The organism is Streptomyces sp. NBC_01775 (assembly GCF_035917675.1).
GTDB lineage: Bacteria > Actinomycetota > Actinomycetes > Streptomycetales > Streptomycetaceae > Streptomyces.
Window position 1 is genome coordinate 238511 of record NZ_CP109105.1, and the last position, 12589, is coordinate 251099.

At 67.8% G+C, this 12589-nt stretch carries 12 protein-coding genes; 5 read left to right on the forward strand and 7 right to left on the reverse strand.

The genetic code is table 11. The features are described 5' to 3' along the window. The first annotated feature begins 142 nt into the window (after nucleotides 1–142). The 3 genes from OHB04_RS41415 (at nucleotide 143) to OHB04_RS41425 (ending at nucleotide 2414) form a co-directional block, all read left to right on the forward strand. Complete coding sequence (locus OHB04_RS41415) at nucleotides 143–673, forward strand: hypothetical protein (protein ID WP_326693186.1); 531 nt, start codon at nucleotides 143–145, stop codon at nucleotides 671–673. Beyond that, entirely contained in the window at nucleotides 670–1632 is a 963-nt protein-coding gene (locus OHB04_RS41420; protein WP_326693185.1) for a hypothetical protein, read from the forward strand. The genes OHB04_RS41415 and OHB04_RS41420 overlap by 4 nt, the downstream gene beginning before the upstream one ends. A 263-nt stretch (nucleotides 1633–1895) precedes the next feature. Beyond that, nucleotides 1896–2414 carry a hypothetical protein gene (locus OHB04_RS41425; RefSeq protein WP_326693184.1) on the forward strand — a complete coding sequence of 173 codons (519 nt, stop codon included), beginning with the start codon at nucleotides 1896–1898 and terminating at the stop codon, nucleotides 2412–2414. 144 nt (nucleotides 2415–2558) lie between these two features. Here OHB04_RS41425 and OHB04_RS41430 read toward each other — a convergent pair whose 3' ends face one another. Continuing rightward, on the reverse strand, nucleotides 2559–3218 hold the full coding sequence (locus OHB04_RS41430; RefSeq protein WP_326809673.1) for a helix-turn-helix domain-containing protein: 660 nt from the start codon (nucleotides 3216–3218) through the stop codon (nucleotides 2559–2561). Nucleotides 3219–3547: 329 nt separating this feature from the next. Here OHB04_RS41430 and OHB04_RS41435 point away from each other — a divergent pair, with 329 nt between their 5' ends. Further along, complete coding sequence (locus OHB04_RS41435; protein WP_326693183.1) at nucleotides 3548–4060, forward strand: hypothetical protein; 513 nt, start codon at nucleotides 3548–3550, stop codon at nucleotides 4058–4060. Between the two features lie 137 nt (nucleotides 4061–4197). Here the strand turns inward: OHB04_RS41435 and OHB04_RS41440 are convergent, their stop codons facing one another. From OHB04_RS41440 to OHB04_RS41460, 5 genes are all read right to left on the reverse strand, one after another. Beyond that, on the reverse strand, nucleotides 4198–4854 hold the full coding sequence (locus tag OHB04_RS41440) for an HNH endonuclease family protein (RefSeq protein ID WP_326693391.1): 657 nt from the start codon (nucleotides 4852–4854) through the stop codon (nucleotides 4198–4200). Nucleotides 4855–5053: 199 nt separating this feature from the next. Continuing rightward, nucleotides 5054–6796, reverse strand: a complete 1743-nt coding sequence (locus tag OHB04_RS41445) for a pentapeptide repeat-containing protein (protein WP_326693182.1) — start codon at nucleotides 6794–6796, stop codon at nucleotides 5054–5056. A gap of 339 nt (nucleotides 6797–7135) precedes the next feature. Then, nucleotides 7136–7495: a hypothetical protein gene (locus OHB04_RS41450; RefSeq protein WP_326693181.1), complete on the reverse strand. Its 360-nt coding sequence runs from the start codon at nucleotides 7493–7495 to the stop codon at nucleotides 7136–7138. A gap of 432 nt (nucleotides 7496–7927) precedes the next feature. After that, entirely contained in the window at nucleotides 7928–8365 is a 438-nt protein-coding gene (locus OHB04_RS41455) for a DUF6196 family protein (RefSeq protein ID WP_326693180.1), read from the reverse strand. A 76-nt stretch (nucleotides 8366–8441) separates the two neighbouring features. Beyond that, the gene (locus tag OHB04_RS41460; RefSeq protein WP_326693179.1) at nucleotides 8442–10088 is read right to left on the reverse strand and encodes an XRE family transcriptional regulator; all 1647 of its coding nucleotides are present in this window, start codon (nucleotides 10086–10088) and stop codon (nucleotides 8442–8444) included. Nucleotides 10089–11268: 1180 nt separating this feature from the next. On the opposite strand from OHB04_RS41460, the gene OHB04_RS41465 reads away from it, so the two are divergent. After that, entirely contained in the window at nucleotides 11269–11709 is a 441-nt protein-coding gene (locus OHB04_RS41465; RefSeq protein ID WP_326693178.1) for a VOC family protein, read from the forward strand. Between the two features lie 194 nt (nucleotides 11710–11903). Here the strand turns inward: OHB04_RS41465 and OHB04_RS41470 are convergent, their stop codons facing one another. Further along, nucleotides 11904–12578 (reverse strand): HNH endonuclease family protein, encoded by a 675-nt coding sequence (locus OHB04_RS41470; protein WP_326693177.1) that lies wholly within the window; start codon nucleotides 12576–12578, stop codon nucleotides 11904–11906. Between the last annotated feature and the right edge of the window lie 11 nt (nucleotides 12579–12589).

Below are 12589 nucleotides of genomic sequence, written 5' to 3' on the forward strand. Positions count from 1 at the left end.
TTGGTTCCGCGAGGTTTTTGCCGCGCGGGGAATGAATCACGCCAGCGTTCCCGAAGATCGGGTGGGCTGGTGCCGTAGTCGCGATACTCGAAGCCGCGCGCCATCTGAAGGCGGGATGAGGAAGCTTGCGACGGGGGAGCCGGTGACCGAGACGGAACATGATCTGCACGAGCGGCACAAGGGCCTCGCCCGCGCTCTGGCTGACCAGCATGCGCGCGTCGGTGCTCTCGGGTCCGGCGACGCGGTGACCGATGAGGCGTTCGATGCCCTGGTGGGTCGGGCGGAGGAGCTGTTGGCGTTCGAGCAGCAGATGCCGGCCAAGCTCGCCGAACCGCAGCGGCTGCGCAGCGAGAAGGTCATCTTCTGGTCCTGGCGTGCACAGAGTGGCGTGGCCGCTGCGCTCATCGCTGCGGTGTTCCTCTTCGGGCACACCGCCTGGTGGCTCGCGTTGATCATTCCCCACGCGCTGGCTACTCTCACCGGCTGGTCGCTGAAAGCGAGCCCGAAGGAGCACAAGGCCCGGCGTAAAGCGGCCATCGGCCTGCACCTCGTGGGAGTGCTGCTCGTCCTGGTCACCCTGGGAGTCTTGTCCGCATGGTTCATCATCGCCGTCCTGTTCGGCTGGGCCGTGGTCGGCATCGCCTCCGCGGATGAGCAGGGGGCCGTGAAATGAGCGAAGAACTTGAATACCAGATGGAGGCCACCGAACGGCGCGTCCGCGACCTGGACAGGCGCCTCGACGACCTGGACAGCGAGCACGAGAGCCTGAAGACCCGGTTCGGATACACCGACGATCTGGACTACGAGCTGCGCGATATCCGCAGCGACATCGAACAGGTCGACGGCAGAGTCGATGAGATCCGAGAAGAGCTGGGCGGCCGCGTCGACACCGCGGAACAGGCAGTCGCGCGTCTCACCCGACACGTACGGCTGCTGGAAGGCCAGATCATGGCCGCCGGCGGAGCTCCCGCCGCGGACCTGGACACCTTCACCAAGGACCAGCGCTCCCTGGCACGCACCATGCAGTCCGGCTGGAACGCCGCCGAGTTCCTCCTCAGCGACCATTCACGCGGCATCCACCGGGCACGCGTGGAACGCTTCCGCAACACGCGAGCCCGACACCAAACGGCCCGGGAAGAAGTCGTCGAGCTGACCGGCACGCTGGCCGGCACCCGCTACGGCACACAAGACCACACCGAAGCCGCCACCCAACTGCGCAGCGCCATCACAACCGAGGCCACACTGCGCCAGGGCCTGGCCCGGCAGGAAGCCGAGGCACAGGAAGCCTCCGAGGCCCTGGCCGCGGACACCACGGCCCGCGCCGACAAGCAGCCGGCAATAGCGGCAGGCGTCCGGGCGGAGAAGCGGCTCACGCTGGCCCTTCGCGGGCGGCTGGACGACGCCGTCAGCAGCCGCTCCCTTCTGCCGGCCTGGTTCGCCACCGTTCTCGGCGCGGCGCCACCGGCCCGTGGCACCGAACGTTGGATGGAGTGCGCCACCCACGTCCTGCTGTACCGGCTCACCTACGGCATCGACGACCAGGTCGTCGCGCTCGGCCCCGCACCCAGTGCCGCACAGCCGCACCGGCGCCAGCGGTACGAGAAGCTCCGCGAGGACCTACGCCGGTGGTGAAGACCCCGTTACGGCGACGCCGGCCGCCTGGCGACCCGATGGACGACGCCGGGCGGCGCTACACGGCGCGCTGGTCCTCTTCGAGTACGAGGTCCTCCCCGAAGCCCGTGAGATCCGCATACCCGTCGTGGTCTGGTGCGGCTGACCGCAGAGAACAACCGCGCGAGGCCCGCACGCCACCGGCCGGCACGGCCCGCGCCGTATCGAGACCGCCGTACACCGCACGCCGGCCCCAGCAAGGCCCGGCCCGCGAAGGAGCGCAGATGCCAACCCCCTTCCAGCAGCTCTCCGCTCACCGTGAACTCAGCGCGCTCCGAACCGTACTGAAATGTTCCGGCAAGACGACCGCGCTCCGAGAGGGACCCGCTGACGAGCCCGGACAGAATGCGGCCTGGCTCGCGTTTCTGTGTCCCGCGCACTCAGAGAGCCTGCCCGAATGGCCTGGCGCAAGGACCCATCCCGACAGCGATTCGCTCCCCTGCGGGACCGTCCTGGACTTCCGCGCCACCGAGCAGCTGCTCCAGTCGCACGCCGATCTGTGGCTGACGCCCCTGACTGGAGTACGCCCGGATGCCTCCCGCGGTGCCTGGCCCGACTTCCTGGACCAGGCCGGCCGAGTGTTGCGCGACCGCCTGGAGCAAGACGACGGTGCCGATGAGGACGGGCCTTTGCAAAGCATCGTGATGATGATGGGCATGGCTCGCCGGTCCGCGGCCAGCGACGACCTCCACCAGGCGACAATATCCCTCGGCTACTGCGAGACCCTCACCCAGAGCCTGTAGTCGTCGCTGCCAACTCGCTGTCCACCGCCGAGCTGGGCTCTGGTGTCGCCGTCCGTCAGGCGGTGCGCGCGGTCTGGCGGACGGCATCGAGAACACCGTGGCCGGGGCCTTTCCAAGTTTCCTGGCGGCAGGTCCTGGCCGTTGTCAGGTATGTGTGAGGGCGGGAGGTGGTGCGCTGAGGGTGGCTCCGAAGGTGGCGAAGATGTCGGTGAGTCGGCTGCCGGGGGTGGCGGCCGGCGCGGGGCCGCGCGGGGGGTGCGAAGGCCCCCCGGTTGACGAGATCGACGCGGCCGGGGTGGCACTGTCCTGCCACAGCGGGTAGAAGGTCGCGGGGTCGCCCTGAAGGACTCGCACGAGCCGTTCGGTGGATGGCCAGGCGGGCAGCAGTGTGCCGTTGAGGGCTGCGCTGATCTGTTCGGGCGTGAGCGCGTGGTCGAGGACGATGGCGATGGCGCGGGCTGTGGGCGTCCCGCAGCGCTGGTGGAGGGCGCTGAGGGCGGAAGCGAGGTCGGCGCCGGGTGTGGCCTTCCCCAAGGAGGTGCTCGCGCGGGATTTGCGGTGCAGTTTCTCGACGGTCAGGTAGCGGTCCTCGTCCTCCCAGATCCGTCGCAGGGTGCACACGTCGGCTCCCAGCGCGCGTCCGAGGCGTTCGGTCACCTCCCAGGAGGGGAAGCGCTGGCCGGCCAGGACGCGGCTGAGGTAGGAGGCTGAGACGCCGACGCGCAGTCCGAGGTGACGTAGTGGCATGCGCGCGGCTCGTTGGAGGCGGGAGAGGACGGGGGCGAGCTGTTTGCGTGCGCGCAGGTGGACGGGCGCCGCGTCCTTGGGTGGGGGGTCCTCGACGAGTTGCGCAGGTGGGGGGCGTCGGTGGCGTCGGGGCGGGGGTTGCCGGGGTGGAGTCGGTTGTAGCGGCGGTGGTGGAAGTGACGCCGGGCGGTCTCGGGGCTATTGCGTAGATAGACGGCCCGGGCGAAGCATCCCCCTCCGGCGCCCGGCACAACGAGCCGTACGCCCGCCACGGACAGAGCGGACACCGCCACGCACGCCCTCCGCCTGCCGCACTCCTATCCGTTAGCAGTACGGATCTGCGTACTCCGCCACGGAAAGACGCGCCGGTGAGCCAGCATGAAGACATGCCCGAACCCCACGCGACCGTGATGGAAATCGTCCGCGCCTCCATGAACCCTGCCTGCCGCACGACCACACGTCGTACCGATCACCCCGCCTGCCGCGTCATGGCCCGCGAAGCGCACGCCGACGCCGACGACGGTGGCATGGACCGTGTACTGCTCCTGGCGACAGGCACGGCAGCCAGCGCAACGGCGGTGACTACCGTTCTCGCCCAGGAGAGCGACCAGACACCCGAGACTCTCGTGGACTCGATGGAGTCGGCAGCAGCCGCCCGAGGCAAGGAATTTTCTATCGGCCCGGTCCTGCGGGGCATGCTCACGGACCACGGCGGGCCCGGTGCAGAGGAGCTCGGGAAGGCATTCGCGCGAGACCAGGGTGAGTTCTACGACCTGGTGGTGGAGCTCGCCGACTACACCGCCAGCTGCATCCAGATGCGCGCCGTCAAATTCCGCGTTCCGGTGCGGGAGTCCCTGAACGACCTGAACGAGATGCTCAAGGACTTCGTCAGTGCGTAGCGCGGAAACCGCCCTCCCCGCCCAGAGTCCCCGACCGCGCCAGACCCTCCACCACTCTCTCGGCTGCTCCTCGGCCGGCATCGCCGGTTGAGCCTGGGCCTGGTCGCGGCGGCGTCCGTGACCAGGCCCAGGATGCTTCAGCTCGCGATCTCGGTGCTCACCCTCGCCGCGGGGCACTCGGTGGCGCGCTGGGTGAGGGCGTTCTTCTCCGCCCGGTCGATGGTGAGTTGCCAGCGGGTTTTGGTGGCGACCCAGTCGGACAGGTACTGACACGACGCGTCGGCGCTCGGCACCCACCACGTGCTGGGGTCCTGGTCGCTTTTCTGGCGATTCGATCGCGCAGTGACCGCGACGAGACTGCGTTCGCTACCAAGATCGTTGGCGTAGCGCATGCGCCGGTCCGCATCCCATTTCGACGCCCCGCTGTCCCACGCCTCGGCCAAGGGGACCATGTGATCGATATCGAGGGCCCCAGCCTTGCTCACGGTGATGTCGTCGTAGTACGAACGCCACTGACCTCCCAAAATCTTGCAGCCCGCGCCGACCGTGGGCTTTTCGACCGCCTCGGCAATCAGCACCTCGGCGCGCGTGTTGCAGCCGTCGCGGTCCGCGTCCACCCAGTGTTTGAAGGACGTCCTCTTGTAGCCCGCCCTCGACTCCTCGTCGACGGGCAGGGCCTGGACGGCGCGCTGCACCGGCAGGTCGACGCGCTGGGGAGCGGGCTCGGCCACAGCCGGAGCCGCGGCGGCCAGGAGCGGGGTGGCAAGGGCGGCGGCCAGCAGGCTGCGGGTCATAGTGATCACGTCGTAGTCGTATCGCCCGCAGCCTCTCATGTGTTCCGCATGGCAAAGCAGTTCACCCGACCGAGGGGCGCCGGGCTGGACGCGTAGCCTCCAGCTGCGACTGAGCATTCCAGTTGGCCCGTTGAGCACCACAGCTGGCTAACTGGAACATGGCCTCGTGCCGAGGCGATACTCCTTCGACTACGGTCGGCTACCGCTTCACACGGCCACGAATGGCGAGGGCAGCTAGACCGAGCAGGACCGGCTCGGTGACACGGGAGGCCATCTCGGTGTACGTGCCGAAGGTGGTCAGGCCCTGACCGGAAGAACGGAATACTACCGAGTTGATGACCACTCGCAATGACTTCTCGAACCGGTCAGGGGTCATGCGTTGTGTGAGCGGTCCGTCAGGCGTGGCTGCCTCGGGAGTGTCGGTGGTCAGCGAGATGCGCTGGTCTGTGAGCTTGCCGGTGGTCTCGGGTTTCTGGTCATCCTTGGGCAGGCCCCACAGCGTCATCAGCAGCACGGTGGTGGTCATGGCCAGCAACAGCCACCCGAGGGCGCGGGAAGCGCGCAGGCCGTACCCCGATACCGCCCAGTACGCGGCGAGCACGCTCCGCTCACCCAAGGGAATGTCGTCAGCGTGGCGGCGCATTTCCATCTCGCCGTAATAAAAATCCGCTGCTCCGGGCTCGTGTTTGCCGTCCTCGAATGCCTTGCGTAGCTGCCGGTATACAGGCGCCAGCGCCGCCGGGTCCAGTACATCAACCCCCTCTGGGGCGGGAGTCGTCCAGCCATCCGTGCCGGTACTGCGGGCGGTACGCCAGTGCTGCTCTTCGGCCAGGGTGCGGCGCGGCGTCCAGCGAACGGGCCATACCCCGCGCCGGCGCAGGCCGGATGGGGTGGCGGGCAGGTGATAGAGCCCTTCCAGTCGTAGTTGGTCGAGGTGCACGGTCCCAGCAAAGAGGCACTGGGTGAGGTCGATATCGGCGAGCAGAAGATGTGCGGCGTCCGCGCCTCGCAGGGACACCACCTGCACACGGGGGTTCTGCCGATCCAGTTCGGGCTCTTCCGACCCCGGGGGATCGGTAAATGGCAGCGTGAACGGCCGGGAGTGAGTGGCGACAATTACTGGGTATTCCAATACTGCGTCGCTCAAGTCGACGGTTGCATAGCGTAGGCGCAGTGCTGCCGTGGCGGCCCATCGCGTCCGTCGGCACAGCACCGTGGGCGCCGCCACTTCGATTGTCACGGCTGCCCCAAACGTCGCCTCCGAGAGATCCAGCGTCCCGCAGCAAGACATGGGCCCCAGTTTGGGCGCGCGTTGGAAGTTTGTTCGGTGGAATTTGGTGTCGCCCTTGATGCGCGCGTCTGCGAACGAGGCAAGCCCGCCAAACTCCATCATGTGGAACGAGGCGCTGCCACTGATGTCCACCTTCGTGAAGATGCCATTCCCGCCGATTCTCGCCAGGGCGAACGAGATGTCACCGTCGACCTCTACATGGAAGAAGTTGACGTGATTGCTGAATTCTGACCGGCTGAAATCGGTTTTCCCCTTGAATGTCGCCCCCACGAATTCAACGTCCCCGCGAAAGCGCGCCTCGGTGAACCTGGCCTCACCATTGAATACCGCCCTCGTGAAGCGGACATCCCCCTCAAACTCCGCATCCATGAATAAGGCGCTTCCCAGGTGGGCCCGGTCGTCGGCAGTGGGCGTGAGCGCGGAGAGCAGTTTTGCCAGTAGTACCCCGTCGAACCGGGTGCCTCGGTGGTCGATGTCGGCGCCGGGCTGCAAGCTCGCCAAGTAGGCCGAACGATCGGCTTCCTCGAGGTGAGCCAGGCAGTAGTCATGCGATCCGACCCTGATCCCGCGGCAGTCAGGCTCAGCTTCGTGTCCGCAGTGCGGCCAGGGAGGGGTGGGGGTGGTTGGCACGGTGCCGTTGCTAGCGGTCATGACCGGGGGGACGATGGCGCGCCGACCACAGGTTGCTGAGGCAGCCGAAGCGACAATCTTGGACAAGTATCTGCTGGTTCCAGTCGGTGGAGCAGGCAGGGCACCAAGCGCTCAACTGGCCAACAGAAGGGCTCAGTCACACCAGACCGCACCGGCAATGGACCGTCCCGCGCACCAAATAATCGAACACGATATCGTTTCTAGCGTGGGTGAAGGTGATTCTACTCGGCAACGGGAAGCGGTGGAGGCACGGCCGTGGCGTGCCAAGGATGGTCCCGGGTCTCAGCTTGTTGTTTATCTGAAGAGGTCGAAACGGGCCTCCTCAGATAAGCAACAAGCTCAGTGTCCCTCGAAATCGGGAAGTTCATCAGGGGAGAGGTCGGGGCGTAGGCGTCTGATTCGCACCGGATGTCTCCACCGGCCGCGGTCCTGGGCCGCGTCGCCCTCAAACTCCACGACGGCCGTTGGCCGCACGCACCGGTGCTCCAGCGCCTCGCGCGTGCCCCAGCCGGCGGAGAAGGTGACTTCCCGCCAGGGGTGGTCGGGCGCGGCCGCCCCCAGGACGCCGCCGATCTGCTGGCGCAGCGAGAGGGGCAGCGGGGTGCTGCGGGCGACCAGCCGCAGGCGGCCTGCCTCGTCCCAGCGGCCGAGGAGCACGGTGTGCGGCATGGTGAGGGGGCCGGTGACCGCGCCGATCACCGCGTCGTGCGCACTGCGCGAGCACTGGCAGATATGCAGTATTTGGAAGGTGCGCTATTCACGCTCAGACGTGCCGGGACGGGGTGATCTGCCCGGGGCGGAGGGAGGACTGAAGGGGCTGGCGCAGGTCTTCGCCATGGTGCTGGGCCTCGTCACCAGCGCAGCAGTGGCCCGCGCTGTCGGCTTCTCCTTGGCGCCATGGTCGCGGCGCCGGGAGTTTTCGCTGCACCGACAGCGTCTGCTGCGACGCGGCGAAGACTCCCGGCGCCGACCACGAGTCCCGCTCGTCAGACTGCGCCGCACCGGACCGCACCGCCAGGACGCGGCCGGGCCAGCTCCCGCATGCCGCCTGACCTACTCATCGATGTCCGGACGTCGTCATGGGTCCCGGGGGCCGTACAGCAAAGGCTTTACGAAGAGCTACGATCCTGTCTACTGGCTGTCCTCTGCCGCCAGATCCTGCACGTGTGCCACGGCCTCGCCCAAAAGTCGTGCGGGGACGAGCCAGTAGTCGTAAATGCCGCCCTGCGCGGAGTTGTAGCCGCAGAGCACGGCCACGCCCGTGCCGAGTTGGTCCTTGAGCTCGCTGGCCAGCCAGCCTACAAAGCCGCTGTTGTCGGCCGCTGCCGGGAAGTGGAAGGCGAAGACGCCGAAGACCTCCGCCTCGTCGCCCTGCGCCGGTCCGAGGACCGACCAGCTCTCCTCGTCGCGCACCAGAGCCAGCGCGTCGGCGGACGGCTGCGGTACCGGCCCTCCGGGGTGCTCGTGGTACGCCCAGTGCCCAGGCAATACCTCGAAGGCGGCTTCCGCCAGCACCCGGCGCAGCCGCGCGCGAGTTTCCTGTTGTGTTTCGTGACTGATGCTAACCATGGGCCGTTCAACCGCGGACATCACACCGAGATTCCCGCCCCGGATGCCGAGGGGTCGTCACCATCAGTCACCATAACTACGTACAGCTACTTTCCGCTTGGTCGCGCCGACCCGAGCGGAGGGCCCTGTGGGTGGCGGGCGGCGAGGTAGTCGGTCCACCGGCCGCCGGCGAATTGAGCCCATCGGTGGGCGGTGGCGGGGTGAGGCCGAACAGGTCGGCGACCACGGCGGGTGGCAGGTCGGTGATGGCTTCCATCATTGCGGTGTTGCGTGCGGCCCGGACCGGCAGCTCATAGCGCCTGAGGGTGTCGGCCAGCCCCATGGAAATGCGGGGGCGGCCCAGGCTGTGGCCCGGCAGCAGGTAGCCGGTGGCATCGTGAAGCTGCCGCTGATGTGCAGGAGCACCGTGGAGACTTGAGAACTGCGTTTCGATCAGGTGGGCCAGCGCGGGCGGGAGAACCATGGGGTGGCGGTCGAGCGTGAGGTAGGTCGCTTGGGCATCCCGGTGAAAGTGGTCGGCGGTCAGCTCGACGATCCGGGACAGGGGGAGGGCGTAGAGGCGGACCTCGAGGGGGAGGGTGGCCTCGTGGAGGCGGCGGTGGAGCTGCCGGTGGAGGAGGTCCTCGGGCTGGAAGTGCTCAGGACTTCGGCTGGGCGGGTAGTGGAGGGTGACCCCGTGGGTGAGGTTGCGGGCTTTCGCCCAGCGGAGGAAGGGGATGATGCGGCTGCGCATGGTGGGGTGCTCGATCAGCCACAGGTCCAGGTCGGTTTGTGTGAGGGAAGCGAACTGGATGTTCTGGGTGTCCAGCCAGGTCAGGAAGGCGGCGGCGAAGCGGATGTCGCGGCAATCTCCCTTGTAGGCGCCCAGGCTGTAGCGCCCGCGCGTTGAGCGGCGGCGTGCGTCTCGCACCACGCCCCATTCGGCGAAGGGCCTGATGATGGTGACGTGGTGGGCTGGTAGTTGGGTGAGAGTACGTGCGAGCCAGATTTCCAGCCGGGCGAAATTCTCATCCCGCCTGGGGAGGATGCCTGCGGTGACCAGGAGGTCGCGCACATAGCGCATGGAGTTGTTTGGCGGAGGAGCATCGAGGGTCTGGTGGCTGATCTTCGTCGGTTCCTGCGCCAGGCTGGCCAGCAGCGTGGAGACCGGGCTGCGGCGCAGCCATTCAAGGACGGGGTAGGGGTTGTCCGCTTGAGCCAGGACATCTGCGAGTGGCTCCAGGACGGGCGGGACGGTGTTTTCATCGGTGGAGAGCAGGCTGCGTACCTTGCGTGTGAGTGAGTAGTGCGGGCACAGGCTGTCCGGCCGCAGAAGGCCAGTAGAGGAGCATCGCGCGCAAGCCGCCGCGGAGTTTTGGTGCCCGCAGCACGCGCCGCACAGATCTTCACCCTCATCAGTTCGGCCGACGAGAATCCCGCTTCGCCCGCACTGGCTGCAAGGGGCAGGTGTGCGGCGCCGCCATCGGTAACAGCGGTCGCACACCGGACCCAGGGGCCAGGTCGTCTTGACCGGCTGCTGCTGCCCGCAGATGCCGCAGGTGCGCAGGGGCCGTGGGGTGCAGGTGGAGCAGTGGAAAGCCCCCCGGCCCTTGTCGATGTGCTGGCCCTGCCGGATACGGCCGCACACACAGCACGGCTTCTTCGGCTCCTGGTAGCAGTCGCCGCAGATATCCGGCTGCCCTCCCTTGGCCTTCGACCGGATCGAGGCGATACGGCCGCACACCCCACACTTCCTCGGCGGACTGGTGTAACAGCTGCTGCACACTGGGCCTTGCGGTGTGTGTGCGTTGACCCGGCGCTGACGGCCGCAGCGCACGCAGCGACGGCGGTGGACCGGGCAGCAGATCTGACACAGAAGCCGGCCCTCGCTCCCGTTGCGGCGGCAGATCATCAAGCGGTGGCAGTTCTCGCACTCCTGCCGGGCGTCGGGCTCTCTGTCCCGGGAGGGCTTGCAGATGGTTCCCTCGGGTCGGCGGACGTGCAGCCTCCTGACCTTCCCGCACCGGGCGTAGGAACTATGTTGGCGCCGCGACGCGCACGTTCCGCAGACTCGGCCATCAAAGGTGGACCCGCACGGCAGGGGGCTGGTGCGGCCACAGTCCGCGCACGCCACACGCGCCACCGTAGCCCCGTGCCCAGCATTGACCAGCAGGTCCAAGACCCTGACCAGTACCGCCGGACAATGAGGGGAGGAAGATGTCAAGGCATCCGGGTGCTGCCGCAAGTGCTCCGCCAGAGCGTGCGCGTTCGGACCGCGCCATGCCCTGGCCCCCTCCAGCACCGCCTGGACCGTCTCCCGGTCCAGTCCTGGCCCGATGGCCTCAATCAGACAAGTCCGAATCAGGGAACGGGCTTCCTCCAGTTCGGCCCGGAGCCGAATCTGGTCGGGGGTTAAGTAGCCGGGCCTCCTCATGGCTGCCCCGGCCGACGGATCACCGTGCGCCGGCAGCTCCGCGAGTTGGTCGGCGGCCCGGACGATCTCGGGGAAGGCGCCGCCCATGTCCGTGCCCCGCCGGGCCTGGAGGTAGGTGCCGCCGGGACGCGCGAAGCGGATACAGCGGAAGCCGTCCCACTTGGCCTCGTACCAAAGCCCCCGGCGGCGGGGAAGGTCCTCGATCGGGCGGGCGAGCATGGGAGCGATCGGCGGGGACAGAGCAGGCACACGGCCACCAGGGTGCAGCGCGGGGGATAAACGGGTGTCGCGAGTGTGCACCGACCCGGAGGTGTCCCTGGGACGGGCATGCCCGTGCCGCCAGCATCGGCGTCACCAGCGGAGTGGTGCTGAGTGTGATCCAGGTTTTTCGGAGTTCGGCGGTCTGTGGATGTCGAGAACGTGCCACCGGCTCCGTCCCAGGGACATCAGCGGCCAGCACCGGCCGCACGGGGAAGAAGGAGAAACCAGCATGGCGATTCAGCGGATGGACAACGTCGGCATCGTCGTCGAGGACATGGATGCCGCCATTGCGTTCTTCGTGGAACTCGGTATGGAGCTGGAGGGCAGGGCGCAGGTCGAGGGCCTCGTCGCCGACCAGTGCACCGGACTCGACGGCGTCCGCTGTGACATCGCGATGGTCCGGACCCCGGACGGTCACAGCCGGCTCGAGCTGGCGAAGTACCGCAGCCCCGCGGCGATCAGCGCCGGGCCGCGCAACCGGCCGCACAACATTCTGGGCACGCACCGCGTCATGTTCGCCGTCGACGACATCGAGGACACCGTTGCCCGCCTGCGCCCTCACGGCGCCGAACTCGTCGGCCAGATCGCCCGGTTCGAGGACAGCTATCTGCTCTGCTACCTCCGCGGCCCGGAGGGAATCATCGTCGGACTGGCCGAGCAACTGCGCTGAGAAGGAGGAACCGAACCATGCAGTCGAACGAGATCACCGAGGTTTGAACCGCCCGATCAGCCAGGAGCTGCCTGGCTCGGCGAGCGCGCTCAGCAACCCGGCTGGCTGTTTCGATGCCGCGCGTCACTGGAGGAGCTGGATCTTCAAGGGGCGTGCTGGCTCCCGCCCCCGCCAGAGGGGAGCCAGCACGGTGTTCAGTGGGCGAGTTCGGTGTCGATGCGGGTATCGGGGCACTGGGCGGCGCGGTCGGTGAGGGCCTGCTTCTCCGCCTGGTCGATGGTGAGCTTCCAGCGGGTCTTGGTGGCCACCCAGTCCGACAGGTACTGGCAGGACGCGTCGGCACTCGGTACCCACCAGTCGGTGGGGTCTTTGTCTCCCTTGGCTCGGTTGTGCTTCGCGGTCACGGCCACCAGGGAGCGCTCGCTGCCGAGGTCGTTGGCGTAGGCTTCCCGCTGTTTCGCATCCCAGTTCGATGCACTTGAGTCCCATGCCTCGGCGAGGGGCACCATGTGGTCGATGTCCAGGCTGCGGGGGTCGCTCGTGTCCTGGCCGTCGTAGTAGGAATGCCACCGACCGCCGGTGAGAGAGCAGCCCTTGCCCACGGCCGGCTTTTCGACGGCCTCCTGGATGAGTACTTCCTGGCGGGTGTTGCAGCCGTCCCGGTCGGCGTCGATCCAGTGCTTGAAGGACGTGCGCTTGTAGCCAGTGCGGTCCTCGGTCTGCACCGTGAGCTGCTCGATCGCGTCGGCCACAGGCACACGCACCCGCTCCGCACCTGGCGCGGCCGGCTCGGCGAGCGCGGGCGCGGCAATGGACAGCACGGATGCGGACAAGGTGGCGGCCAGCAGACCGCGCATCAGGGTGTTCATGTGGTGATTCC

What these genes read in the sequence shown, in the direction of transcription:
- OHB04_RS41420 (WP_326693185.1), top strand. Translation starts at nt 670, where the DNA reads ATGAGCGAAGAACTTGAATACCAGATGGAGGCCACCGAACGGCGCGTC.
- OHB04_RS41425 (WP_326693184.1), top strand. Translation starts at nt 1,896, where the DNA reads ATGCCAACCCCCTTCCAGCAGCTCTCCGCTCACCGTGAACTCAGCGCG.
- OHB04_RS41435 (WP_326693183.1), top strand. Translation starts at nt 3,548, where the DNA reads ATGCCCGAACCCCACGCGACCGTGATGGAAATCGTCCGCGCCTCCATG.
- OHB04_RS41440 (WP_326693391.1), bottom strand. Translation starts at nt 4,854, where the DNA reads ATGACCCGCAGCCTGCTGGCCGCCGCCCTTGCCACCCCGCTCCTGGCC.
- OHB04_RS41445 (WP_326693182.1), bottom strand. Translation starts at nt 6,796, where the DNA reads ATGACCGCTAGCAACGGCACCGTGCCAACCACCCCCACCCCTCCCTGG.
- OHB04_RS41455 (WP_326693180.1), bottom strand. Translation starts at nt 8,365, where the DNA reads ATGGTTAGCATCAGTCACGAAACACAACAGGAAACTCGCGCGCGGCTG.
- OHB04_RS41465 (WP_326693178.1), top strand. Translation starts at nt 11,269, where the DNA reads ATGGCGATTCAGCGGATGGACAACGTCGGCATCGTCGTCGAGGACATG.
- OHB04_RS41470 (WP_326693177.1), bottom strand. Translation starts at nt 12,578, where the DNA reads ATGAACACCCTGATGCGCGGTCTGCTGGCCGCCACCTTGTCCGCATCC.